A 24,685-nucleotide genomic window follows, 5' to 3' on the forward strand; every position below is an offset into this window, starting at 1 on the left:
CGGCCCTCGCGGGCGCACCTGCCGTCTGCGGTTCGCGGCTGTCCCGGACCGGCACGGGCCGGCCCGGGACCGATCTGGAATCAGGCGAGGTCGAACCGGTCCAGGTTCATCACCTTGACCCACGCCGCGACGAAGTCGCGGACGAACTTCTCCCGCGCGTCGTCGCTGGCGTAGACCTCGGCGAGCGCCCGCAGTTCCGAGTTGGAGCCGAAGACGAGGTCGACCCGGGTACCCGTCCACCTGACCTCGCCGGTGGCGGAGTCACGGCCCTCGAAGGTGTTCGCGTCCTCGGCCGTCGGCTTCCACGTCGTGCCCAGGTCGAGCAGGTTGACGAAGAAGTCGTTGGTCAGCGATCCGGGCGTCGTGGTGAAGACGCCCAGCGGCGACTGCTGGTAGTTGGCACCCAGCACCCGCAGACCGCCGACCAGGACGGTCATCTCGGGCGCGCTCAGGGTCAGCAGGTTCGCCCGGTCCACCAGCAGGAACTCGGCCGGAAGCCGGTGGCCCTTGCCGAGGTAGTTGCGGAACCCGTCCGCCGTCGGCTCCAGCGGCGCGAACGACTCCACGTCGGTCTGCTCCTGCGACGCGTCCATACGCCCCGGTGTGAAGGGCACCTCCACCGGCTGGCCGGCGGCCCTGGCCGCCTCCTCGACGGCGGCGGAACCGCCCAGCACGATCAGGTCGGCGATCGAGATCCTCTTCCCGCCGGTCTGAGCGGCGTTGAACGCCTGCTGGATTCCCTCCAGGGTGTGCAGCACCCGGGCCAGCTCGTGGGGGTCGTTGACCTCCCAGCCGTTCTGCGGCTCCAGGCGGATGCGCGCCCCGTTGGCGCCGCCGCGCTTGTCACCACCCCGGAAGGTCGACGCCGACGCCCAGGCGGTGGTGACCAGCTGGGACACCGACAGTCCGGAGGCCAGGATCTGGGCCTTGAGCGCCGCGACGTCCGCGGCGTCGACCAGCTCGTGGTCCACCGCCGGGATCGGGTCCTGCCAGACCAGCGTCTCGGCCGGCACCTCCGGGCCGAGGTAGCGCACGGCCGGGCCCATGTCGCGGTGGGTCAGCTTGAACCACGCCCGGGCGAACGCGTCCGCGAACTGGTCCGGGTTGTCCCGGAAGCGCCGCGAGATCTGCTCGTAGACGGGGTCGAACCGGAGCGCGAGGTCGGTCGTCAGCATCCGCGGCTCGCGGTACTTCGACGGGTCATGCGCCTCGGGCACCATGTCGCTGCCCGCGCCGTGCTTGGGCCGCCACTGGTACGCGCCGGCCGGCGACTTCATCAGTTCCCACTCGTACGCGAACAGGATGTGGAAGAACTCGTTGTCCCACCGGGTCGGGTGGTAGGTCCAGGTGACCTCGAGACCGCTGGTGATCGTGTCCGCGCCCTTGCCGGTGCCGAAGCTGCTCTTCCAGCCCAGACCCTGCTCCTCGATCGGGGCGCCCTCGGGCTCCGGCCCGACGTGGTCGGTGGGGCCCGCACCGTGGGTCTTGCCGAAGGTGTGACCGCCGGCGATCAGTGCCACCGTCTCCTCGTCGTTCATCGCCATCCGGCGGAACGTCTCCCGGATGTCCCGGGCCGAGGCGATCGGGTCCGGGTTGCCGTTCGGGCCCTCCGGGTTGACGTAGATCAGGCCCATCTGGACCGCTGCGAGGGGGTCCTCCAGCTCACGGTCGCCGGTGTAGCGGTCGTCACCGAGCCAGGTGCTCTCGGGACCCCAGTAGACGTCCTCGTCCGGCTCCCACACGTCGACGCGGCCACCGGCGAAGCCGAAGGTCTGGAAACCCATCGACTCCAGCGCGACGTTGCCGGCGAGGATCAGGAGGTCGGCCCAGGAGATGCTCTGCCCGTACTTCTTCTTGACCGGCCAGAGCAGCCGGCGGGCCTTGTCGAGGTTCCCGTTGTCCGGCCAGCTGTTCAGCGGCGCGAAGCGCTGCTGGCCGGCGCCGGCGCCGCCGCGGCCGTCGCTGATCCGGTAGGTGCCCGCGCTGTGCCACGCCATCCGGACCATGAACGGGCCGTAGTGCCCGTAGTCGGCCGGCCACCAGTCCTGCGAGGTGGTCAGCACCTCCGCGATGTCCTGCTTCACCGCGGCCAGGTCGAGGGACTTGAACGCCTCGGCGTAGTCGAACTCCTCACCGAGCGGGTTGGCCACCGCGGGGTTCTTGGCGAGGATCTTCAGGTTGAGCTGGTTCGGCCACCAACCGCGGTTGCCGCCACCCTGGGTCGGGTGGGGGGTACGCCCGTGCGCGACGGGGCAGCGGGACTCGCTGCCCGCCTCCGCGTCGTGGACGACGGCTTCGTGGTTCTCGGACATCTGGTTCCTTCCGTGACTTCGCGGATCAGAGGGTTCGGGGCTGGCCTGCGGTGGAGCAGTCGGGGCAGCGCCCCCAGTAAATGATCTCGGCCTCGTCGATCGAGAAGCCGCCGTCGTTGGATGCAATCAGGCAGGGCGCCTCTCCGACGGCGCAGTCGACGTCGGAGATGCGACCGCACGACCGGCAGACGGCGTGGTGGTGGTTGTCCCCGACCCGCGACTCGTAGCGGGCCACCGAGCCGGACGGCTGGATGCGGCGGATCAGGCCCGCCGCGGTGAGCGCGTGCAGCGAGTCGTAGACGGCCTGGTGGGACACGTCGGGAAGATCCGTACGCACGGCACCGATGATCGAATCGGTGTCGGCATGCGGGTGCGCGTAGACCGCGTCGAGCACGGCGACCCGAGGACGGGTCACCCGCAACGCGGCACCGCGCAGCATCTGCCGGTAGTCCACGGTCGTCATCACGCCCGGAAGTCTGGCCGCTGATCTGGAATCAGTCAAGAATATGGGCTCGACATCACCTTGCCGGCACGGCCGCGCGGCGGACGACCTCCTCGGTCGTCAGCGGGCTGCGCGGATGATGGGTCAAGCACAGCGGCGCCTGCATCTTGACGAAACGGCCGCCCTCGACCCCGGAGTAGAACTGGCCGGTCCGCAGCTTGCCGACGTCGGCGATGTCGACGCCCTTCGCTCTGGCCACGTCCCGGGCCGCCTCGATCTGGACCGGTGCGGTCAGCAGCCCGAAGAACTGGGTGGCGGCGTTGCCGGGAATCTGGTTGTGCAGTGCCTTCGGCGCCTGCGTGGCGAAGACCAGGCCGAGTCCGTACTTGCGGGCCTGTGAGGTCAGCGCCAGGGTGCTCTGGGTGCAGGCGGTGACGGCCCCGGACGGGGCGAAAGTCTGTGCCTCGTCCATCACGAAGAGCCCGCCGAGCGGCCGGTCACCGGCCGGGTGGCGCTTGATCCAGGTGAAGAGCGCCAGCTGGAGCTGGTTGACGAAGCTCTGCCGCTGTTGATCGTCGGGCAACCCGACAAAACTGATCACCGACACCCGGGCGCGCCGGCCCGGCGCCGGGGTGAGTAGCTCACCAGGATCCACGGGCGCGCCGGCACCGCCGAACAGCGGGTCGTTTATCTGTGCGGCCTTGAGCAGCTGCGCCATGCTCGCCGCCAGTTTCGGTGCGCCGTCGAGCTGGCTCACCCCGTCCGGCAGCTCGTTGAGTACCTCGGTGAACTCGCGCACGTCGTTGGCGCCGGTCCGGGCGTAGCTGACTAGGGCCTCGCGCAGCACGGCCCGGCCGAGCCGCGCCTTGTCCGTGCCGCCGTCGACCCGGGCGTGCGGGGCGAGCGTGGCGACGGCGGCGTTTACCGCCCCGGTGAACCCGTCCGGGTCGTCGAGCACGTCCGCGAACCTGGGCAGCGGTTGGAAGGTCAGCGGCCGGCCGCTCTGCCGGCCCGGTGTCCAAATCACGACATCCGTCCCGGACAGGTACGCCGCCGCCCGGTCCGCGTCGTCCGGCCCCCACCCGGTCGGCTGCACTGGCCACGCCTCGCCGAGCCGGGCCAGATCGTTGTTCGGGTCGAGGACGATGGCGGAGACGCCGCGCAGGGCGCACTCCTCGATCAACCGGCGGAGCAGGACGGTCTTTCCGGAGCCGGAGCCGGCGAAGACGACCATGTGGCGGCGCAGTGACTCCAGGCCGATCCGCACCGGATCGGATCGCCCGGCGACCGTGCCGAGTGCCAGCTGGTGCGGATCGATCCAGGCGACCAGCCGGGATCCACGAGCCAGGTCGATCGGCTCGGACTCCGTCTCGGTCGACCGGGGCACGGTCCCAGCCGAGGCCGGCTCGGCAGGCTGGGGCACGGTCCCAGCCGAGGCCGGCTCGGCAGGCTGGGGCACGGTCCCAGCCGCGGCCGGCTCGGCAGGCTGGGGCACGATCGCGGAGGATCGCGGCGCCGCCGGAACCGACGCCCGACCGACCGCCCGGGCCGGCGAAGGCGGGCCCGATCCGGATTCGGGCTGCGGCGCCGACACCGACGGGAGCCGCTCACCGAGATCGACCGATGGCCGCGGCTCGGGCCCTGGATCCGGCCCCGCGACGAGCGGTTGCCCTGGCTCCCCGACCGCGTCGCGCCCGCTGGCCAACGCCTCCCGCAGACAGGTGATCTCCGCGGCGGGTCGCCGGTCCGCGAACCACGGCCGCAGGCTCTCCAGCCCGAAGTGCTGGATGAGCTGCTCCAGGGCCGCAAGTCGGCTGACGTCCGCGGCGGGAAAGGCGATCGTCCGGCCGCCGGCCCGTTCGAAGGCGTCCAGCACCTCCCGGGTACGGGCGCCAGCCGACCACGGCGCGCTGCGCAGCAGGAAGAGCCTGCGCTTGGCGACCCCCTCGGTGAGCCCGGCGGTGGTGATCGCGTTGCGGATCCGGTTGAGCGCGGCGATGTGGTGCGGCGCGGAGATCGCCCGGAAGGACCAGTGTTCCTCGTCCTCGCTCGCCTCGTCGAGGCTGTGGCGCAACCGTGCGTGCAGGGCCGGTTTCCCACCGGCGGGGAGCGGGTCGAGGCTGAACTCCTCCGCAGCGGCGCCCTGCTCGGCTATCCACGCGGTCAGCCCGGCCTGGAGGAGCACCGGGACCCGGGAGTCCTCGGACTGCTGGACTACGGCGGGCTCGGGATCGGCAGCGGCGATCAACTCCGCGTACCTGGTGTCGATCTTGCCGAACTCGTCCGGTCGGCTGCCGGCCGGTGGCGTACGGACCGCCGGGGCCGGTGTGGCGTCGACGTTCGCCCGGTCGTCGGCGGAGTGCAGCAGGTGGGTGAGTTCCCGTACCTCGCCGGCCGCGAGGCAGGCCCGGACGTGCGTGTCGATCCGGCGCAGCAACTCGCGTGGGGTGAAGTCGACCACCTCGTCGAACGCGGCGGGGTGGACCGGCCAGGTCGGGTACGCCGGCCGGAAACCCAGCTCACCGAAGGCCATCGCGAACCGCTTCTCGACCAACTCCCGCCCGACCTCGGTGGAGGGGATCTCCTTGAGCCAGACGGCTTCCCGGAACCGGTCCTGCACCGTGTCGGTGGCCTGCTCCTTCACGTTCTGCCAGGTCTGCGGCAGGCAGGAGACGACCGAGAGCGATCGCCGGGTGGTTTCCCGCAACGACATCAGACCGCTGGCGATCTGCTCCAAGAGCAGCGACGTCTGCCAGTCGGTCTCACCCCTGGCGTCGGCGTGCGTCGTCTTGACGGACTGCGCGACCATCAGGTCGATCTGGTCGATGGCGATCACCGTCGGGCCGACCATGGCCAGCAACCGGGACGCGTCCCGGACCACCTCCTGGGGTGCCCGTTTGTTCCGCCGTACGCCCCAGGTCGCGCGCGAGCCCGGCTCCTCCTCGTCGCTGGAGCAGAGGAAGTCGTAGCCGATGTCCTGCAGGGCGGGGGACTCTGCGGCGTAGAGCACCAGCGCGCGGGCGGTGTCCTGGCATTCGGTGCCGATCTGCCGGTTCGTCTTACGGATCAGGTCGACGAAGGCGTCGAGCGCGGGTCGGCTGAGTTCGGTGTCCCCGGTGACCGCCCGGCGTACCGCCCGCTGGGCGCCGACCAGATCCGCCAGGCCGCGCAGGAACGTGCGCAGCTGCGTCGTACCGTCCGGCATCGGCCTGGCGAAGTCCGCCAGCATCGACATCGCGGTGCTGCGCCAGAACGCGCTCGCCTCCAGCAGGCTGACCAGGAAGAAGAAGCCACCCCGCCGCTGCACCTGCTGGCGCACCACGCCGAGCAGGTGGGTCTTGCCGGTGCCCCGCTGGCCGAGGATGGCCACGCCCACCGGGCTGGAGTCGGCGCTGTCGTCCGCCTCCGCGACGCTGTCCAGCACCATCCCGGTGATGTCGCGGTGCAGGCCCTCGACGTGGAACGGCGTCGGTTTCCAGACGTCGTCCGGGGTCGGAGCCCAGTTGAACCGCAGCGCGGCCAGTGCCCTCTGCTCCTCCTCCGTGATCATGACGAGATGGCGATGAGGTGCTTGTCCTGGTTGCCGATGTTCACTGCGGCGGCCCGCTCCTCCGGCCGGAGTACCTTCTGGTTGGACTCGGGGACAAGGTGGACGTTCCGCTCCCGGTTCAGCCGGACCAGGGCGGCGTCCACCTCCGCACGGGGCAGGTCGCCGAGCGCGGAGCGCAGCTCGGAGAGCATCACGTAGTCGCCGGGCCTGCCCGCCAGTTCCTGGTAGGTCCGCCGCACCATCGTCGCCACGTCGGCGTCCCGGTCCGGTGCCGGGCCGGGGGCCGGCGGCGGGGCGGCGGCCAGCGCCGAGACGACGTCACCGCCGCTGATCTGCAACCGGAACAGGTCGTCGGCCCGGGTGCCCGAATGGTCGATGAGCCGGCGCAGGAAGTCGAGTGCGACGTAGAGGGCTCCACCGGTGCTGCCCGCGCCCCTCGGCGCCTCCGCGCCCAGTTCCTCGGCTGCCCGGCGCCATCCCTCGTCAGTCAGGGCCAACGTGATCGGTTTCTCGGTGACCTCGATCAGTTCGCGGGAGAGCAGTCTGCGGCGATGCTCCGCTTTCAGGCCGATCCCCGCGATGTTGGTGAAATAGGTCTGCGGCAGCGGGGTGGCCTTGATCATTAATGTGACGAGAATGCACCGGTCAACGAGCGTCAGTTCCTTTTCCGACATGCGGATGCTCCTCTGTGGCACGAGTCTTCGACCAGGCACACGGGGTTGAGCGAAGACTCAGGGGGTGGCCGGTGATCCGGGTCTGGCAACGGGGTGACCCGTGCCCGCGCCGATTCTGCCGACGCCACCGGGCAAGCGCAAGGTCACGTGCAGGGACGCAGATAACTGACACCGCCGATTGAGTGGATCTTCAGTAATGCAGCCCGAAGGGGGTGCCTGAAACACCTGTTCGGAGCGATGGTTCGTGATCATGTATTCGCCCGTTGCCAAATATCGGAGACAGGGGGGAGCATGGCTGATCGGCGAGGGGGCCGAATCGGCGATCGCGGCGCGCCGAAACCCTCGTTCGTCCCTTTCCGCCGGACCAGCCACGGAGGTTACCGGTGCAGTCTGAGGTGGTCCGCTACCAGGTGGACGACAAGACGGTCGCGCTGATCGAGGTAGAACCGCCCGCGGGTTTCCAGCCCGCCGGGGTCGGCGATGTCGCCGGCTGGGTACGGGAGGCCGCCGCACCGGCGCTGGCCGCCGCCAAGGAGTTGCTGGAGCAGGTGAAGGCGGTCTCCCCCGACGCGGTCGAGGTGAAGTTCGGAGTCAAGGCGACCGGGACGGCGAACTGGGTGGTCGCCCGGGCGACCACGGAAGGAAACTTCGAAGTCACTCTGCACTGGCATCCGCGCGGATCCGTGCAGAGCGACACCGGGCCGGGGCACTGACGGACGGAGTGGCCGGTGGCAGCAGTCCCTGAGGACAGCCCGTGGGCAGTCGCCCTCCATCGGGGAGAGAACCAGGACACGCCGGTCGGCGCCGGCATCGTCATCGACACGAACCTCGTCCTCACCTGTCACCACGTGGCGTTCGCGGCCAACGGCGGCCTTTACGACGATCTCTGGGTCAGCTTTCCCCTCGCGTCGAGGGTCAACTACTTCGACCGGCGCAGGGTCCGGCAGTGCCTGCACGACGGCAAGCGGGCGGCGCACGTCGACCTGGTCGTCCTCGAACTGGTCGAGCCCGTCCCGGCCACCGTCGTACCGGCACGACTCCGCTGTCTGCGACCGAAACCGCTCGTCGGGCGCCCCTTCTGGACGTACGGGTTCCCGCGGGGAATCACCGGCGGCAGCCCGGTCACCGGGACCCTGACCGAGGTCGGTGGCTGGGGACACGTGATGGTCAACGGCGACGCCGGGGGCGTGCTCGGCAAGGGGTTCAGCGGCGGTGCCGTCTGGTCCCCGGAGTACCAGGCGGTGATCGGGGTCGTGGTCTCCGCGGACGCCCAGGGCAAGGGCCAGGCCGTGACGCTCTACTACGCCGACGAACAGCTACCCGAGATGAAGCTGCGGACGCTCTCCGCCTGGCGGGCCGAGGACGCCGATGACGCCGCGCTCTCTGCCTGGGGCTGGACGCTGCGCAGGGACGGGGAAGCCGGTCGGCACTGGCTGCCTCGGGCCAGGGGCGTGGCGGTCGACACCGAGGGTGGCGCCCGGTTCCGCGGCCGCACCGCGGCCCTGCGCCGGATCGTCGACTGGATCGATCGCCCGGCACCGGTAACCCGGGCACTGATCGTCACCGGATCGCCCGGCGTGGGAAAGTCCGCCGTCCTCGGCCGGATCGTCACCACCGCCGACCGACAGATCCGGGCATCCCTGTCCGGCGCTGACGCCGCCATCCAAGCCTCGATCGGCTCGGTCTCCTGCGCCGTGCACGCCAAGGGCAAGACCGCCGTCGAGGTGGCGCGGGAGATCGCCCGGGCGGTCGCCGTCGACCTGCCCGGCGCACCCGCCGACCTGATGCCGGCGGTACGCGAGCGGCTGCACGGCCGGCGTAGCCGGTTCACCCTGATCATCGATGCGCTCGACGAGACGGCGGACCCAGGCGATGCGCGGGTGGTCGTCGACGACATCCTGCTGGCGTTGGTCCGCAACTGCGGCCGGTACGGGATTCGGGTGGTGGTCGGCACCCGTCGCTGTGACGACCGGGGCGATCTGATCGCCTGCTTCGGCGACGACGCCGAACTGGTCGATCTGGACACCCCGGAGTACTTCGCCGAAGCCGACCTCGCCGACTACGCCCAGGCGACCCTGCAACTGCTCGGCGCCGAGCGGCCGGCCAACCCGTACGCCGCCGCCACCGTGGCGGCGCCGCTCGCCCGCCGGATAGCCGCCCTGGCGAAGGGAAACTTCCTGGTCGCCGGCCTCGTCGCCCGGGCACACGCGCTGCGTGACACCGCACCCGTCGATCCGGCCTCGGTGTCGTTCACCGCCACCGTGGCACACGCGCTGGACGCCTACCTATCGGGCCTGCCGGCGGCCGGCTCGACACCCGCCCGGCTGGCGCTGACCGCCCTGGCGTACGCCGAGACGCCCGGGCTGCCGCTGTCCCTGTGGCAGACCGCGACAGCGGCCCTCGGCGGAACGGTCACCGAGGCGGAACTCGGCACCTTCGCCTGTACCTCGGCGGCGAACTTCCTGGTCGAGACGGGCAGCGGGGCGCAGCCCGCGTACCGGCTTTTCCACCAGGCCCTCAACGACGCGCTGCTCGCCGACCGCGACGCCCGCGCTTCCCGCCGCGGCGACCAGCAGCGGCTGGTCTCCGCCTGGACGGATCTGGCCGGCGCCGCCGGTTGGGCGGACGCACCGGACTACCTGCTGCGGTCGCTGCCCCAGCACGCCGTCCGGGCCGGGCTCGTCGAGCGGCTGCTCGCCGACGAGGACTACCTGCTGCACGCCCACCTGGACCGGTTGCTCACGGTCGCCGACGCGGAGCGGGCCCCGATGGCGCCGCTGCCGGCCGCCCGGGCGAAGCTGTTGCAGCGCACCCCGCTGGCGGTGGCGGCGGGGCCGGCCGAGCGGGCCGCACTCTTCTCGGTCGTCGACCGCCTCGACCGGCTCGGCAGCGGGATCGTGGCCAACGCCGCGCCGTACCGTGCCCGGTGGGCACACACCCCACCTCGACAGGAACGCAGTGTGCTGGACGGGCACTCCCAAGCCGTCTACGACGTCGCCGCCGTCGAGGTCGACAGTCGACGGTTGCTCGCCTCCGTCGGTGACGACGGCACCGTCCGGCTCTGGGATCCGTTGACCAACCAGGCCGAGCAGGTCTTCACCTGCCACGACGACACGATCCGCGGGGTGTGCGCGGTCCGGACCGGTGACGACGAGGTGTTGATCGCCACCGCCAGCCACGACGGCACGATCGGCCTCTGGGAGCCGCGGACCGGCCACCGCCGGCACGAGCTGCTCGGGCACGGCGACTGGGTACGCAACATCTGCGCCATTCCGCTCCCCGGCGGCGACCTGCTCGCCTCGGCCGGGGACGACCGGACGGTACGGGTCTGGGACCCGGCAACCGGCTCCGCCCGGTACGTGCTGGCCGGGCACGCCGGTTGGGCGACGGCGGTGACCTACCTGCCGGCCGGTGACCGCCACCTGCTGGCGTCCGCCGGCTACGACGGCCTGGTCCGGATCTGGGAGCCGACCGCCGATGCCGAGCCGACACGGGTGCTCGCCGGCCACACCGGATGGGTCACCACGCTGTACGCGGTCCGCGCCCCCGGCGGCACCCTGCTCGCCTCGGCGGGCTACGACGGCACCGTACGGCTGTGGGATCCGTTGACCGGCCGGTGCGTCCGGGTCCTCGACACCGGCGGGCCGGTGACCGACCTCTGCACGGTCGACGTCGACGGCGGTTGTCTGCTGGTCACCACCGGTGAGGACGGGCTCATCCGGCTGTGGGAGGTACCGACCTGGACGCAGCGGCCGAGCCTGCGCGGGCACGCGAACTGGATCCGCGCGGTCTGCGAACTGCGGACGGCGAAGGACCGGATGCTGGCCACCGCCGGAGACGACGGCACGGTCCGGCTGTGGGATCCGGCCGGAGGTCAACCGCCCGACACGGTCGCCGACCAGGACAGGTTCGGATCGGTACGCGCGCTCTGCCGAGTCCCGGGCGAGGGGTCGACGCTGGTCGCCTCCGGTGACGGCGACGGCCAGGTGCGCTTCTGGGACGTCGACACCGGCGAGCGGGTACGGGAGTTCAGCACGTCAGGCGGGGCGGTCAACGCGATCTGCGCGGTGGCCGACGACGAGGAGCCGCTGGTCCTCACCGCCCACGACGACAACGTGGTCGAGTCCTGGGACGTCCGGGACGGCTCGCCGGTGCGGGAGATGACCGAACACCACGACCGGGTCGCGGCGATCTGCCCGATCGTGGTGCGGGGCGAGTGCCTGGTCGCCTCCGCCGGGGACGACCAGGCCATCCGGTTGTGGCACCCGCACACCGGCGGCGTACGCAAGGTCCTGCTCGGCCACGTCACCCGCGCCTGGGTGACGGCGTTGGCCACGGTCGACTGGCGGGGCGTCGAGGCGCTCGCCTCGGCGGACAAGAGCGGCACCGTGATGCTGTGGGGCGGTGGCGACGCACCGCTCTGGACCCAGCAGGGCCACCAGGATGCCGTGAACGCGCTCTGCGGTGTCACCGTGGCCGGCCGGCCAGCGCTGGTGTCGGGCAGCGCGGACCACACCATCCGGATGTGGGACGCCGAACAGGGTCAACCGGTCCGGTGGTTCATCGGGCACACCGCCGCGGTGACCGGGCTGAGCCTGGTGCGGGTCGGCGGCCGGGACCTGGTCGCATCGACCAGCCGGGACCGTACGGTGCGAATCTGGGATCCGATGACCGGCCGGATGCTGCGGAAGATCCCGGTCTACCATCCGGCCCTCGCCTGCTGCACGGTGGGCGACACCCTGCTGGTGGGTCTGGATCAGGGGTTGCTCGCGCTGGCATTCCGGTGATCGGCGCGCCCGCCCACCGGCGGTCAGTCCGGCAAAAGGCTGATCGTGTCGCTCTCCCCGACGTCCGGCACCGTGCCGGTACGGGCAAACTCGGCCCAGATGCGGCGAACGACGCGACCGCGGCGGTCCACATCGGCCCAGTCGGCCGACCCGAGCAGTGCCGCTCCTTCCCACGCCTGGCGGGTGCCAAGCAGGAGTGGCAGGTCGGTGAGGTGTGCGGCGCCGTACCCGTTGTCGTCCGGCCGCCAGGTCATGCGGTACCGGTACGCGCGACCGCCAGCGGCCCGGTGCCGGGCGACGAACTGTCGGGCGGGCGTTTCGTACATGCTGCGGGTGGACGGCGTGACGATCAGTCGCCGCACGACGTGACCGAGCACCGGCAACCGGAACACTCCGTTCAGGGCTGGCACCAGTGCCCCGATCACCCCGGTCTCCTCCAGCGTGCAGCCGATCAGGACATCGACCCGCCCGGCCGCCTCCCGCGATGCCGCGTCCCGCTCGGCCCCATCCGGCACCGGCGGAAGACCCGGCTGCACGTCGAACGGCATTCTGCTCGCCATCCCATGTCCCCGCGCCGCCCGCTCGGCCACCGGCTGCAGCGCGAGGATCTCCTCGACCGGGGCGTCCCGCGACAGCACACCGACCGCCGCGAGCATCGCCTCGGTCATGGCGGCCCGGCCCGCCGCGACGGCCAGTGGGGCGCTCTGCATGATCGCCCGCCGGAACAGACCCTCGGCGCCGTCGCTGATCATCAGGTACGCGATGGCGGCGGCGCCCGAGGATTGGCCGAAGACCGTGACCAGATCGGGGTCGCCGCCGAACGCGCTGATGTTGTCCCGGATCCACCGCAGGGCCGTCAACTGGTCGAGCAGGCCGAGGTTTGCCGGCACCTCGGCGCCGTCGCCGAGGAAGCCGAGCATCCCGAGGCGATAGGTGACGGTGACGACGATCACGCGCTGTTCGACCACCAACGCACGCGGATCGTAGTGTGCGAAATCACCGGCACCGGCGACGTTGCCGCCGCCATGGATCCAGACCAACACCGGCAGCCGCTCGTCGGCGCCGAGATCGGCCGGAGCGGTGACCGAGAGCCGCTGGCAGTTCTCGTCCGTGCCCAGGTCGTCGTCGCCGATCAACCGGGCGAAGAGCTTCGGCGGCAGTTGCGGCGCGGCCGGGGCCCGCCGGAACGCGTTGACCGGTGCGTCGTATCGGGTGACCTGGACGGGAGGAGCGAACCGCGCCGCCTCCGCGTACGGGATGCCGAGCGCCCGCACCACATCGTCGTCGGCCAGCCCCACGACGACTCCGGTCTTGAGCCCGAAGCGTCGCTCGGCCGGGTCACCCACTGAACCGGCACCGTCGTTCGCGCTCATCCGGTCTCGCGGACTCATCCGGTCACCGTCTCGAAGCCAGCAGCACCATAGCTGGGGCACAGCTCGACCGCCGAACCGGTCGCCGCGAGCACACCCTCGGCGGCCTGGAGCAGATCCATCAACTCCGGACGGGTCAGCGTGTAGAACGACTGCCGGCCCTCGGTGCGGTAGTCCACCAGGCCACAGTCGCGAAGGCAGGCCAGGTGCTTGGAGACGGTCGACTGGGCCATCCCGAGTTCGGTGGTCAGGTCCACGACCCGCGCCTCACCCGCGGTGAGCCGCCGCACGATCCGGAGCCGCGTCTCGTCGGCCAACGACCGGAACAGGGCCACCGCCGGAGTCATCCCGGCCGCGATGTTCGCGGTCACGCACTCCCCATCTGTCATCGCCATCTGGCGATGATAGCCCCTGAGCGCGATGGTACGTTAGGAGGCCGCCGATCCAAGCCAATCCCGCACAAGACGGAACTACGCACGAAGACAGCGGCGCATTCCTGTGGATGCGGCGCTGCCTTCGTGCGATCGGCTAGCTGATCTTCTTGCGGTAGATCGCTGTCGCGGCGGCGTAGGCGGCCACGAGCGTGCCGGCACACCAGGCGAGGGCGATCCAGATGTCGGCGCCGACGGGTTGCTGCGCAAACAGCGCGCGGAGAGTATCGACGATGGACGTCACCGGCTGGTTCTCGGCGAACCAGGCGACGGGGCCAGGCATCGAGTCGGTGGGAACGAACGCCGAGCTGATGAAGGGCAGAAAGATCAGCGGGTAGCTGAAGGCGCTCGCGCCGTCGACGGTCTTGGCGGACAGCCCCGCTATCACGGCGATCCAGGTGAGGGCGAGGGTGAACAGGATCAGGACGCCGGCGACAGCGAGCCAGTCCGCTACGGAGGCGCCGGTGCGGAACCCCATGATCAGCGCGACGCCTGTGACGATCACGATCGAGGCCAGGTTGGCGACGAGCGAGGTCAGGACATGCGCCCAGAGCACGGAAGGTCGCGGGATCGGCATCGACTGGAAGCGCTCGAAGATGCCGCCCCGCATGTCGAGGAAGAGGCGGTACGCCGTGTAGGCGATGCCGGATGCGATCGTGATGAGCAGGATGCCCGGAAGCATGTAGTCGATGTACGACTCGTCGGATCCGGTGTTGATGGCTCCGCCCAGCACGTACACGAAAAGCAGCATCAGCGCGACCGGGGTGACCGCTGTGGTGATGATGGTGTCCGGGCTGCGGAGGATGTGCCGCAGAGAGCGGCCGGTGAGGGTTCCGGTGTCACTCAGGGCGTGGGCGGTCATCGTGATTCCTCTCCTCCCGACCCGGCTGCCTTGCCGGCGGCGTCACCGGTGTCGCCGACGAGGGCCAGGAAGATGTCCTCGAGGGTCGGCTGCTTCTCGACGTACTCGATCGTGGCGGGCGGAAGGAGCTGCTTCAGCTCGGCGAGAGTGCCGTTCTGGATGATCTTGCCCTTGTGCAGGATCGCGATCCGGTCGGCGAGTTGCTCGGCCTCGTCGAGGTACTGGGTGGTCAGCAGGATGGTCACACCATCCCTGGCGAGCTGCTTCACCGTCTGCCAGACCTCGATGCGGGCCTGCGGGTCGAGGCCGGTGGTCGGCTCGTCGAGGAATACGACCGGCGGGTTGCCGACAAGGCTCATCGCGATGTCCAGCCGCCGGCGCATGCCGCCCGAGTACGTCGCCGCCCGGCGACTCCCGGCATCAGTGAGGGAGAAGCGGGCGAGCATGTCGTCGGCGATCACACCCGGGTTCCTCAGATGGCGGAGCTTCGCGACCAGGACCAGATTCTCCCGGCCGGTGAGCACTTCGTCGACTGCGGCGAACTGGCCGGTCAGACTGATCGACTTGCGTACGTCGCCCGGGGCCGAGGCGACGTCGAAGCCGTGCACGGTCGCGGTGCCGGCGTTCGCCTTGAGCAGCGTCGACAGGATCCGTACCAGCGTGGTCTTTCCGGCGCCGTTCGAGCCGAGCAGAGCGAGGATACTCCCGGATGCCACGTCGAGGTCGACGCCCCGCAGCACGGGTAGGTCCTGGTAGGACTTTGTGATGGCCCGCACCCTGATCGCGGGTTCGCGCGTCCTGGTCGTCATGCACCCTTCTCCTCGCCGTTTCCGCCGGCGGCGGCGTCGATCGCCTTCCGGAGGCGCTCGCGTTCCCTGTCTATCCACTGCTTGCCGGAGTACGCCTGCAGGAACGTCTCGGCGAACTCGACCGGGTCGTCGCCGACGACCGCCCGGACCGGCGTTCCGTCGGCGACCGCACGCTCCCAGAGGTCGACGAAGTCGCCGAGCATCGTGACGAGCGTGTCCCCGTCGAGAATCCCTCCGTGGTACATGAAGTACCGCTGAAGGGCCTTGGCCGCGCTGCGATAGGGCTCCGGCAGGGCCTCCATGCGGGCCATGTGGTACTTGTACTGCTTCTTCTGCTCAAGCGACCCGACAAGCGTCTCGATCCACTTCGCAGCCATGCTCATGCTCCTTCGTCCTGTCGATGGTCGTTGTGGTGGAGTTGCTCGATGCGTTCCGCGAGGACGCTCCACGTCCTCCAGAACTCGGCGAGTTGCTCCCGCCCCTTCGCGTTGAGCGAGTACACCTTCCGCGGGGGGCCTTTCTCGGAGGGAACCTTCTCCACGTCCACGAACCCGCGCTGCTCGACCCGGACGAGCAGCGCGTAGATGGTGCCTTCCGCGATGTCCGAGAATCCGCGGTCGCGCAGCCACGCGGTGATCTCGTAGCCGTACGCGGATCTGCGGGCCAGGATCGCCAGGACGATGCCTTCGAGAGTGCCCTTCAGCATCTCGGTCATCTGGTTGCCCATGCCGCCACCCTTCGCTACTAAGCAGCGCTGACTACCGGTATACAGTAACACTAGGTACCGGTAGATAGCAACGCTGAATACCGAGGGGTCTCAGAACCGGGCACTCGGACCGGAGCCCACCGCGTGCTGACCCTGCCGCTGGGCTTGGACGGCCTGGTGGCGGATCGGGTCGAGCTGGCCGAGGACGGGATTCCGGTGATGCACCGCCACCGGGGATGAGCCGGCAACACCCGACTCGGTCGGTTGCGCTTGCCAAATCGCAGTCCGCCGGAAGACAGCACAACGCCCACCAAGCCGAGCGCCGACCACGGCACTGGTTCGCGTAATGGCAAAGCCGCAGCGGCACAACAGCAGGTCACGGTCTTGGTGGGGCGAGCGGGACTCGAACCCGCGACCGAGGGATTATGAGTCCCCTGCTCTAACCTGCTGAGCTACCGCCCCCCAACTGGCGCCGAAAATAGTAACTCCGGCACAGCGTCGGCCGACATCGACGTGTGGCGTCCACCAGTGAAGATCGAATCAGCCGTCTCCGGCACACCGGATCTCACCGGTTCGACACCGCCTCGGCGGTTCCGGCACGGCGAGAATACCAACCGGCATCGACATCGGGTGACCGGCGAGCGGCCGGTCGGGTCCGCGACCGGTGCGGGCGGGATCAGCCCTCCAGGTACCGGTTGATCGCCCCGGCCGCCCGCCAGCCGCTGGCCAGCGCTCCCTGCGCGGACGGGCTCCCCCGGTGGTCCCCGGCCACGAAGAGTCCCTCCCCCAGCGCCACCGGCTTGCGCAGCCGTCCCTGCGGCGGCAACGCGGCCGGCAGCGCCTCCGGCACCGGGACGGTGGTCAGGTGCTCCCAGTCGTCGACCGGGCGGCCGTACAGTCGGGCGAGTTCGGCCCGGACCAGCGGCTCCGGCGGCGCCGTCGGACCGGCCACCGAGGTCGCCACCAGGTGCCGCCCGGCCGGGGCGTACGACGGCGCGGCGCGACTGACCACGACCGTGTTCGCGACGAGTTCCCGTCGGTCCCCGTCGAGCAGCAGGATCGGTTCCTCCAGCGGGGGTTCGACCGTCGAGTGGTAGTAGGTGGTCAGGGCGTTCATGCGTACCCGGCCGAGGGATGGCAGCAGGACGCTCGCGGTGGCCGGGTCGGTGGCGACGAGTACGGCCCGGCAGCGGACCGCGCCCGCCGAGGTGCGGACCAGCCCGGGGCGCAGCGAGGTGGCGCCGACGCCGAGGACGATCAGCGACTCCGGCAGCGGGGCGGCGACCGCCTCCGGCAGGGCCGCGATCCCGGCCGCCGGCAGCCCGATCCGGCCCCGGGCGAAGGACCGGACGATCATCGCGAAGACGTGGCTGGAGGTGCTCAGCTCCCGCTCGCCGAAGACTCCGGAGAGGAACGGCCGGAGGAGTTCCTCGACGATCCGGTCGGAGAGCCCGGCCCGGCGCAGCGCCGCCTCGGTGCTGGTCTCCGGGGCCGCGAGCAGCCGGCCCGCCGGGTAGCTCGCACACCGGGCCGCCAGCGCGGCCAGCCGGAGCCGGTCGCCGGCCCGACCCACGCTGCTGATCCGGGGTACGTCGGCAAGCGCGCCACCGGCCACCCGACCGACGTTCCCGGTGTTGGCCAGCCGGCCCACCCCGGCCGCGTCGGCGAGGCCGGTCAGCACCGTACGAGCAGCGCCGAACGGGTCCCGCAGCGGGTGCGCCATCCGGTGCAGGGTCTCGCCCCGGCGCACCATCACGCCCTGCGTGAAGAGGCCGAGCCTGAGCGGGGTCAGGTCCACCAGGGCGGACAGCCGGGGATAGCCGGTGTTCACCACCTGGAAGCCGCGATCGATCAGGTACCCGTCCACGCTGTCGGTGCCGACCCGGCCGCCGAGCCGCTCGGCGGCCTCGACCAGCAGCCAGGGCGTGCCGGCGCGGTGCAGCCGGCGGGCGGCGGCGAGCCCGGCCAGCCCACCGCCGACGATCACCACATCGGTCTGCGCCGGTAGCTCGGCAGTCACGTCCCCTCCCGACCGGGACGGTCGGGGATCCGGGACAGCCGGGACGGCCACCAGACCGCCGGCCCGATGTCGTAGGTCAACGCCGGCACCAGCAGCGACCGTACGACGATGGTGTCCAGCAGCACGCCGAGGGCGACCGCCAACCCCAGCTCGACCAGGACCACCAGCGGCAGTACGGCCAGCGCCGAGAAGGTCGCGGCCAGCACGAATCCGGCGGAGGTGATCACCCCGCCGGTGACCACCAACCCGCGCAGCACTCCGGGCCGGGTGCCCTGACGCACGGACTCCTCCCGTACCCGGCTCATCAGGAAGATGTTGTAGTCGATGCCGAGCGCCACCAGGAAGACGAACGCGAACAGCGGAAACGACGCGTCGACGCCGGGGAAGCCGAAGCCGTACCGGAAGAGGAAGGCGCAGAGCCCGAGGGTGGCCAGGAACGACAGCACCACCGTCAGGATGAGCAGGATCGGCACGAGCAGGGCCCGGAGCAGTAGGGCCAGGATCACCGCGATCACGCCGAGCACCGCCGGGATGATCACGTTCCGGTCCCGGGTGGTGGCGTCGTTGATGTCCACGCCGACCGCGGTGGGGCCGCCGACCACCGCGTCCGCGTCCGGCACCCCGTGCACGGCGACGCGCAGCTCGCGTACCGTCTGCTCCGCCTCGGCGCTGTCGGCCGGCGCCGTCAGGGTGGCCTGGAGCTGGATCCGGCCGTCCACCACCTTCGGTGGGCCGCCGGACGCGCCCGGCCCGGATGCCGGGCCGGGCGCGTTGGCGTCGTCCGCCGGGACGGTACGCACCTCGGCCACCCCCGGTACGGAGCGGGCCGCCGCCCGCACCCGGTCGGCCGCACCGGCCAGCGGGAAGATGGTGACCGGGCTGCCCAGTCCGCCGGGATAGTGCTCGTCGATCACGTCCTGGGCGATCACCGAGTCGGTCCGGTTGGTGAACTGCTCGGACTGGCCGAGCCGGGTGGCGCCGAGCTGGGTCAGGCCGAAGCCGAGCACGATCAGGGCCAGGGTGGTCAGTACCCAGACGAGCCGGGCCCGGCGGGCGATGAAGCGCGCGACCGGTTCCCACAGCCGGCCGACCGAGGCGGTCTGCTCGACGTACGGCGACCGGGGCCAGAACGCCCACCGCCCACCGAGCAGCAGCATCGCCGGCAGGAAGGTCAACATCACCACCAGGGTGGCGCCGATGCCGAGCGCCGCGACCGGCCCCATGGCCTGGTTGGAGCTGAGGCTGGAGAGCAGCAGGCAGAGCAGCCCGGCGATGACGGTGCCGCCGGAGGCGAGGATGGCCGGGGCGGCGCCCCGCCAGGCGGCGAGCATCGCCGTCCAGGTGTCGTGGTGCCGGGACAGCTCCTCCCGGTAGCGGGCGATCAGCAGCAGGGCGTAGTCGGTGCCGGCCCCGAAGACCAGCACGGTGAGGATGCCCTGGGCCTGTCCGTTCAACGTGATCACGCCGCTCCTGGCCAGGAAGTAGACGGCCACGGCGGCGAGCGCGTACGACAGACCGGCAGCCAGCAGCGGGATGGCCCAGAGCACCGGGCTGCGGTAGACCACCAGCAGGATGACGAGTACCACGGCGAGGGTGACCAACAGCAGCGGCCCGTGCAGCGACGAGAAGACCTCGATCAGGTCGCCGAGCAGTCCGGCCGGACCGCCGACCACGATGACCTGGCCGGCGTCGCCCTTTCCGGCGATCCGGCGCAGTTCGTCGACCGCCGCCCGGGCCCGGTCGTCCTCGGCGTTGTCCACCGGCACGATCACCTGGAGCGCCTTGCCGTCGGCGCTGGGTACCGGCGGCGGCAGCGGCGCGACCACCCCCGGTACGGTGGCGAACCGGGTCGCGTCCGCGCTGGCCCGCTGCCGGTCGGCGTCGGTGACGCCACTGTCCCGGACGTAGACGACCAGCGCCGGGATGGTCTGGCGCTCGACGAATCCGGCGGCGAGCCGCTCTGCCCGGGTGGCCTCGGCGTCGGCCGGCAGGAACACCGCGTTGTCGTTGGTGGCGACCCCGCTGAGCCTGCCCGGGTACGGCGCCGACAGCGCACCGACCGCCAACCAGCCGACGGCGACCAGGGCGGCGATCAGGATGGCGCCGCGACGCCGCGATCCAGCCATCTCCCACCCATCCGTTCCGTGCCCGGCGCGCCGTCCGGCCAGCGCGTGCCGGTACGGGCGCGGTGCATCACGCCAAAGAGGTGACCGCCGTGGCTGACCGGTGCCGGACGGGCCCCAGATACGACGATGCCCGTCGGCGGGGCCGACGGGCGGGATGTTGGAAAAGCTCCCCCGTTTGGACTCGAACCAAAAACCTGCCGGTTAACAGCCGGCTGCTCTGCCAATTGAGCTACGGGGGATCGCTTTGACCGGCGCCGGATCTCTCCAGCGCCGGGCGACGGGACAAGAGTACAGGACAGCCGGGGCTGCTGGGCTACCGGGTTTGTCAGCACGGCGCCCGATGCCTGATATCTGGACAAAACGGCACGGCGGGCCACGAGCAGGCATGACATCGGTGGAGGATGGGTACCGGCCTGGGGACAGATGACGCAGGCGCGACACGGTCGCCCACCGGGACAACCGAGGGCGCTGACCGCGTCAGAATACGGAGAGGAGCCGTCATGCGCGGAAAGCTGTGGTTCGTCGGCGGGCTGGCTGTGGGCTTCGTCCTGGGCGCCCGCGCGGGCCGGGAGAGGTACGAGGAGCTGGTTCTCAAGGGTCGCAAGGTCCTCGACCACCCGACGGTGCAGGAGGCGGCCGGGGTGGCTCAGGCCCAGGCTTCCCGCCTGTACACCGAGGGCAAGGACCGGCTCGGTCACACCCGGCTCGGCGAGAAGCTCGCCGTTGGCAACGGCAGTCCGGCAGAGTCGGGCAACGACGACAGCGGTCGCCCGGACGCGGCCGCCGGATCGGGTTCGACCTCCGGGTCGACCTCAACGGGATCGAGCGCGAAGTCCGGCTCGACCACCCCGTCCGGGTCGACTACGACGTCCGGATCGGGCACGACGTCCGGGTCGGGTGCGAAGGCCGGCTCGACCACCAAGTCGTCGACGACCGCCCCCGCCTCCCGGGCGGCGTCGGGAACGAACGGCACCACGTTCTGAGCCGGAAACAACGCTCCGAGCGCAGGGGAACGATGCTCTGAGCACCGGGGCACGCCCCTGTGGGCAGGTGTACCAACCCGCGTGACGGTGCGGGCCGACCCGATCCCGGGTCGGCCCGCACCGTTCGCGGCGGGAGCGTCTCACTCCTTGCTGCTGAACGCGGCGTCGAAGGCGGCGCTCGGGGCGTCGAAGGCGAGCCGGCGGACGAACTGCAACGCCTCGGGCGCACCGACCAGCCGGTCCATCCCGGCGTCCTCCCACTCGATCGAGATCGGGCCGTCGTAGCCGATCGCGTTCAGCGCCCGGAACGAGTCCTCCCACGGCACGTCGCCGTGCCCGGTGGAGACGAAGTCCCAACCCCGGCGCAGGTCGGCCCAGGGCAGGTGGGACGAGAGCCGGCCCCGCCGCCCGTCTCCGGTACGCACCTTCGCGTCCTTGCAGTCGACGTGGTAGATCCGGTCGGCGAAGTCGAAGATGAAGTTCACCGGGTCGAGTTCCTGCCAAACGAAGTGCGACGGGTCCCAGTTCAGCCCGAACGCCGGCCGGTGCCCGATCGCCTCCAGGGTCCGCTTCGTGGTCCAGTAGTCGTACGCGATCTCGCTCGGGTGCACCTCGTGCGCGAAGCGCACCCCGACGGAGTCGAAGACGTCGAGGATCGGGTTCCACCGGTCGGCGAAGTCCTGGTAGCCCTTCTCGATCATCGACGGCGGAACCGGCGGGAACATCGCCAGGGTGTGCCAGATCGACGAGCCGGTGAACCCGACGACGGTCTTGACGCCGAGCTTCGCCGCCGCCCGGGCGGTGTCCTTGATCTCCTCGGCGGCCCGCTGCCGGACCCCCTCCGGCTCCCCGTCACCCCAGATCCGGGCCGGCAGGATGTCCCGGTGGCGCTCGTCGATCGGGTGGTCGCAGACCGCCTGCCCGACCAGGTGGTTGGAGATCGTCCAGACCTTGAGGTTGTACTTGGCCAGCGTCTGGCGCTTGCGGTCGACGTACGAGTCGTCGGCGAGCGCCTTGTCGACCTCGAAGTGATCACCCCAACAGGCGATCTCCAGCCCGTCGTAGCCCCACTCCGAGGCCAGCCGGCACACCTCCTCGAACGGTAGGTCGGCCCACTGGCCGGTGAAGAGCGTGATGGGTCGCGCCATGGTCTTTCTCCCTGTCGGTCACGCGGGATTCGCGACTGCGCCGGCTCGGCGCCGGTGGACCGGGGCGAGGGTGACCGTCCGGAACGGTGGCGGAAACTCCCCCGGCGGTGTGGTCGGCACGTGCGCAACCGCACCTGAGCCGGACGGGTTGCGCCTCCCGCCCGGTCGCCGGCCAGCGCCGGGGATCGCCACGACCACTCTAGGCCCTGCCGACCGGCCCGAGAAAGCCCCGACCCGGCAACCCGGGGCGTCCCCGGCGCCCGAGGAAGCCCCGACCCGGCAACCGGTGCCGTCCCCGGGCCGGGGCCGCTCGCCTCAGGGCAACGTCCACCGCTGGTTGGCGGCACCGGCGATGCACTGCCACAGGTGTACGTCCTGGCCGTCCGCCGAACTGTTGTTGGAGACGTCCAGGCACTTGCCCGAGCCGGGATGGCGCAATGTGCCGTCGGCCTGCGGCGCCCAGTTCTGGGCCCCGGTGGAGTTGCAGGTCCAGAGCTGGATCCTGGTGCCGTTCGCCGTACCCGCGCCGGAGACGTCGAGGCACTTGCCCAGGGCCCGGAGGGTCTGGCCGTTCCTCGTCCAGGTCTGCCGGGCCGAGCCGGCGACGCAGGTGTTGATCTGTGCCTGCGTACCGTCGGCGGTGCCGCCGCCGTCGATCTCCAGGCACTTGCCGGCCAGCCCGACGATCGGCCCGGTCCCGGTGCCGCCATCACCCGAGCGCACCAGGGTGAACTCGTCGACGTCGTAGAGTCCGCTGCCGGAGCCCGCGACGGTGAGGTAGAGGTTCTGGGTCCCGCCCGGCAGCCCGGTCAGCGCGGTGCTCACCTCGGCGTAGCTCTCCCAGCCGCCGGTGTTGGAGATCGTCGCGGTGCCGTGCACCGGCCCGGTCTGCGAGCCGGTCCGGACCTGGAGGGTGCCGCCGGCACCGCCGGAGACGACCCGGGCCCGCAGCGAGGTGACCCCGGTCAGGTTCTGCCCGTGGTACGCCGCCCAGTCACCCGGGTCCAGGTACCCGATCGTCGATCCGCCGATGGCGCCGGCCTTGCCGACCACCTGGACCCCGCTCTGTGCGCTGAACGCCTCGGCCTGCACCGTGGTGTTCGGGCCGGGTTCCGGGCCGGGGCCGCCGTCGAGTTCCCTGATCCGGATGTTCCGGAACGCGACGTCGTCGCCGGTGCCGTGGTTCTGGATGCCGACGTGCCCGGCCAGCGACCGGACCGGGTCGGTGTTGGTGAAGTCGTTGATCAGTACACCGTTGAGGTAGATCCGCAGCCGCTCCCCCTCGACCAGCAGTTCGTAGCCGTTCCACTCGCCCGGCGGGTTGAGCGCGGCGTCCCGGGCCGCGATGTCGGCGGACTTGAAGGTGTAGACCGCGCCGGTGGTCCGGTCGGCCGCGTCGGTGGCGTCGATCTGGATCTCGTAGCCGTTGTCCACCGCCGACCACGGGTCGGACGAGGGCGGGAAGCCGATGAAGACCCCGGAATTGTCGTCGCCGGCCATCCGCCAGTCCAGCTTCAGCGAGTACGAGGTGAACTGCCTGGCGCTGTACCAGTACAGGCCCATCCCGCCGACCGAGGTGAGCGTGGCGTCGGAGTTGCTGAAGCTGCCCGGTCCGGCCTGGGACCAGCCGGTGGTGGAGCCGTCGTAGAGGGTGGTGTAGCCGGACTCGGGCCGGCAGTCCGCCCTGGTCCGGCCGGCCGCGTACCGGATGCCGCCGAGCAGGTGCGCCCGGAACGCCGGCTCGGCGTACGACGCCTGGGTGTGGCCGCCGCCGGTGTAGAAGGAGCGGCCGCCCTCGTACGTCTTGCACCAGGCGTGCGGGTGGTCGGCCCCCATCCCGCCGCCGGAGTACGACGACTCGTCGAGGGTGGCCAGCACCCGGGCGCTGGACCGGGCGTTGGTGCGGTAGTTGTACCACTCGTCGGTGCGGGTCCAGGTCCGCGGCAGGTGGGCCGTTGCCGCGTGCCCCCGGTCCACCGCCTTCACGTTGGCCTGCTGGATCGCCGGGTGCGAGGCGAAGTACGCCCCGACCAGGTTGCCGTAGAACGGCCAGTCGTACTCGGTGTCGGCGGCGGCGTGCACCCCGACGTACCCCTTGCCGCTGCGGATGTACGACTCGAACGCGCTCTGCTGGGCGGCGTTCAGGGTGTCGCCGGTGGTGTTCAGGAAGACCACCGCCTCGTACTGGCCGAGGTTGGCGGTGGTGAACTGGGTGGCGTCCTCGGTGGCGGTCACGGTGAAGTTGTTCGCGGCGCCGAGTTCGCGGATCGCCTGGGTGCCGGCGGCGATCGAGTCGTGCCGGAACCCGGCGGTCTTGGAGAAGACCAGCACGTCGTAGGGGGCGTCGGCGGCGCTGGCCGGGCCCGCCGGCACGGTGGTGCAGGCCAGCACCGTGAGCGCGGTGGTGGCGATGGCGAGGCTGGGGCGGATGTTCTTCCGGTCTCTGCTGCGGAACAGTCGCATCG

17 protein-coding genes and 2 tRNA genes are annotated in these 24,685 nt (G+C 71.1%); 3 read left to right on the forward strand and 16 right to left on the reverse strand.

What is annotated here, in order from left to right:
• Positions 1-80: 80 nt before the first annotated feature.
• Genes katG through EV371_RS04705 form a run of 4 tightly spaced genes read right to left on the reverse strand, consistent with a single transcriptional unit; the run spans position 81 to position 6,978 of the window.
• Positions 81-2,312, reverse strand: a complete 2,232-nt coding sequence (katG, locus tag EV371_RS04690) for a catalase/peroxidase HPI (RefSeq protein ID WP_130460957.1) — start codon at positions 2,310-2,312, stop codon at positions 81-83.
• 25 nt (positions 2,313-2,337) lie between these two features.
• Complete coding sequence (locus tag EV371_RS04695; RefSeq protein ID WP_130465667.1) at positions 2,338-2,775, reverse strand: Fur family transcriptional regulator; 438 nt, start codon at positions 2,773-2,775, stop codon at positions 2,338-2,340.
• A 55-nt stretch (positions 2,776-2,830) separates the two neighbouring features.
• On the reverse strand, positions 2,831-6,304 hold the full coding sequence (locus EV371_RS34080; protein ID WP_130460958.1) for a helicase HerA domain-containing protein: 3,474 nt from the start codon (positions 6,302-6,304) through the stop codon (positions 2,831-2,833).
• Positions 6,301-6,978, reverse strand: coding sequence for a hypothetical protein (locus tag EV371_RS04705; protein ID WP_130460959.1), 678 nt, complete (start codon positions 6,976-6,978; stop codon positions 6,301-6,303). Before EV371_RS04705 ends, EV371_RS34080 begins: the two co-directional genes overlap by 4 nt.
• A gap of 383 nt (positions 6,979-7,361) precedes the next feature.
• Between EV371_RS04705 and EV371_RS04710 the strand changes: the two genes are divergently transcribed.
• Positions 7,362-7,691, forward strand: a complete 330-nt coding sequence (locus EV371_RS04710) for a CU044_2847 family protein (protein WP_130460960.1) — start codon at positions 7,362-7,364, stop codon at positions 7,689-7,691.
• 15 nt (positions 7,692-7,706) lie between these two features.
• On the forward strand, positions 7,707-11,765 hold the full coding sequence (locus EV371_RS04715) for an AAA family ATPase (protein ID WP_130460961.1): 4,059 nt from the start codon (positions 7,707-7,709) through the stop codon (positions 11,763-11,765).
• Between the two features lie 23 nt (positions 11,766-11,788).
• Here the strand turns inward: EV371_RS04715 and EV371_RS04720 are convergent, their stop codons facing one another.
• The 10 genes from EV371_RS04720 to EV371_RS04765 form a co-directional block, all read right to left on the reverse strand.
• The gene (locus EV371_RS04720; protein ID WP_207230407.1) at positions 11,789-13,156 is read right to left on the reverse strand and encodes a carboxylesterase family protein; all 1,368 of its coding nucleotides are present in this window, start codon (positions 13,154-13,156) and stop codon (positions 11,789-11,791) included.
• On the reverse strand, positions 13,153-13,530 hold the full coding sequence (locus tag EV371_RS04725) for a metalloregulator ArsR/SmtB family transcription factor (RefSeq protein ID WP_130460962.1): 378 nt from the start codon (positions 13,528-13,530) through the stop codon (positions 13,153-13,155). The genes EV371_RS04720 and EV371_RS04725 overlap by 4 nt, the downstream gene beginning before the upstream one ends.
• 133 nt (positions 13,531-13,663) lie before the next feature.
• The gene (locus EV371_RS04730; RefSeq protein WP_130460963.1) at positions 13,664-14,428 is read right to left on the reverse strand and encodes an ABC transporter permease; all 765 of its coding nucleotides are present in this window, start codon (positions 14,426-14,428) and stop codon (positions 13,664-13,666) included.
• Complete coding sequence (locus tag EV371_RS04735; RefSeq protein ID WP_130460964.1) at positions 14,425-15,237, reverse strand: ATP-binding cassette domain-containing protein; 813 nt, start codon at positions 15,235-15,237, stop codon at positions 14,425-14,427. Before EV371_RS04735 ends, EV371_RS04730 begins: the two co-directional genes overlap by 4 nt.
• Entirely contained in the window at positions 15,234-15,614 is a 381-nt protein-coding gene (locus EV371_RS04740; RefSeq protein WP_130460965.1) for a DUF1048 domain-containing protein, read from the reverse strand. Before EV371_RS04740 ends, EV371_RS04735 begins: the two co-directional genes overlap by 4 nt.
• A 2-nt stretch (positions 15,615-15,616) precedes the next feature.
• Complete coding sequence (locus EV371_RS04745) at positions 15,617-15,964, reverse strand: helix-turn-helix transcriptional regulator (RefSeq protein ID WP_130460966.1); 348 nt, start codon at positions 15,962-15,964, stop codon at positions 15,617-15,619.
• Between the two features lie 364 nt (positions 15,965-16,328).
• A tRNA-Ile gene (locus EV371_RS04750) sits at positions 16,329-16,405 on the reverse strand.
• A 214-nt stretch (positions 16,406-16,619) separates the two neighbouring features.
• Positions 16,620-17,963, reverse strand: a complete 1,344-nt coding sequence (locus EV371_RS04755) for an FAD-dependent oxidoreductase (protein ID WP_130460967.1) — start codon at positions 17,961-17,963, stop codon at positions 16,620-16,622.
• Entirely contained in the window at positions 17,960-20,089 is a 2,130-nt protein-coding gene (locus EV371_RS04760) for an MMPL family transporter (protein WP_130460968.1), read from the reverse strand. The genes EV371_RS04755 and EV371_RS04760 overlap by 4 nt, the downstream gene beginning before the upstream one ends.
• A 166-nt stretch (positions 20,090-20,255) precedes the next feature.
• Positions 20,256-20,328: transfer RNA gene (locus EV371_RS04765), tRNA-Asn, on the reverse strand.
• Positions 20,329-20,589: 261 nt separating this feature from the next.
• Here EV371_RS04765 and EV371_RS04770 point away from each other — a divergent pair.
• The gene (locus EV371_RS04770; RefSeq protein WP_130460969.1) at positions 20,590-21,072 is read left to right on the forward strand and encodes a hypothetical protein; all 483 of its coding nucleotides are present in this window, start codon (positions 20,590-20,592) and stop codon (positions 21,070-21,072) included.
• A 140-nt stretch (positions 21,073-21,212) separates the two neighbouring features.
• On the opposite strand, the gene EV371_RS04775 is transcribed toward EV371_RS04770, so the two are convergent.
• Both EV371_RS04775 and EV371_RS04780 read right to left on the reverse strand, forming a co-directional pair.
• Positions 21,213-22,220 (reverse strand): sugar phosphate isomerase/epimerase family protein, encoded by a 1,008-nt coding sequence (locus EV371_RS04775; RefSeq protein WP_130460970.1) that lies wholly within the window; start codon positions 22,218-22,220, stop codon positions 21,213-21,215.
• Positions 22,221-22,535: 315 nt separating this feature from the next.
• Positions 22,536-24,683: a ThuA domain-containing protein gene (locus EV371_RS04780; protein WP_130460971.1), complete on the reverse strand. Its 2,148-nt coding sequence runs from the start codon at positions 24,681-24,683 to the stop codon at positions 22,536-22,538.
• Positions 24,684-24,685: the final 2 nt, after the last annotated feature.

The sequence above is a fragment of the Plantactinospora sp. CNZ321 genome (genome assembly GCF_004217235.1).

Bases quoted from the DNA above. Each gene is read 5' to 3' on its own strand.
- katG (WP_130460957.1), bottom strand. From the start codon at position 2,312: ATGTCCGAGAACCACGAAGCCGTCGTCCACGACGCGGAGGCGGGCAGC.
- EV371_RS04770 (WP_130460969.1), top strand. From the start codon at position 20,590: ATGCGCGGAAAGCTGTGGTTCGTCGGCGGGCTGGCTGTGGGCTTCGTC.
- EV371_RS04720 (WP_207230407.1), bottom strand. From the start codon at position 13,156: ATGAGTCCGCGAGACCGGATGAGCGCGAACGACGGTGCCGGTTCAGTG.
- EV371_RS04775 (WP_130460970.1), bottom strand. From the start codon at position 22,220: ATGGCGCGACCCATCACGCTCTTCACCGGCCAGTGGGCCGACCTACCG.
- EV371_RS04725 (WP_130460962.1), bottom strand. From the start codon at position 13,530: ATGGCGATGACAGATGGGGAGTGCGTGACCGCGAACATCGCGGCCGGG.
- EV371_RS04745 (WP_130460966.1), bottom strand. From the start codon at position 15,964: ATGGGCAACCAGATGACCGAGATGCTGAAGGGCACTCTCGAAGGCATC.
- EV371_RS04695 (WP_130465667.1), bottom strand. From the start codon at position 2,775: ATGACGACCGTGGACTACCGGCAGATGCTGCGCGGTGCCGCGTTGCGG.
- EV371_RS04730 (WP_130460963.1), bottom strand. From the start codon at position 14,428: ATGACCGCCCACGCCCTGAGTGACACCGGAACCCTCACCGGCCGCTCT.
- EV371_RS04740 (WP_130460965.1), bottom strand. From the start codon at position 15,614: ATGGCTGCGAAGTGGATCGAGACGCTTGTCGGGTCGCTTGAGCAGAAG.
- EV371_RS34080 (WP_130460958.1), bottom strand. From the start codon at position 6,304: ATGATCACGGAGGAGGAGCAGAGGGCACTGGCCGCGCTGCGGTTCAAC.
- EV371_RS04780 (WP_130460971.1), bottom strand. From the start codon at position 24,683: ATGCGACTGTTCCGCAGCAGAGACCGGAAGAACATCCGCCCCAGCCTC.
- EV371_RS04735 (WP_130460964.1), bottom strand. From the start codon at position 15,237: ATGACGACCAGGACGCGCGAACCCGCGATCAGGGTGCGGGCCATCACA.
- EV371_RS04705 (WP_130460959.1), bottom strand. From the start codon at position 6,978: ATGTCGGAAAAGGAACTGACGCTCGTTGACCGGTGCATTCTCGTCACA.
- EV371_RS04760 (WP_130460968.1), bottom strand. From the start codon at position 20,089: ATGGCTGGATCGCGGCGTCGCGGCGCCATCCTGATCGCCGCCCTGGTC.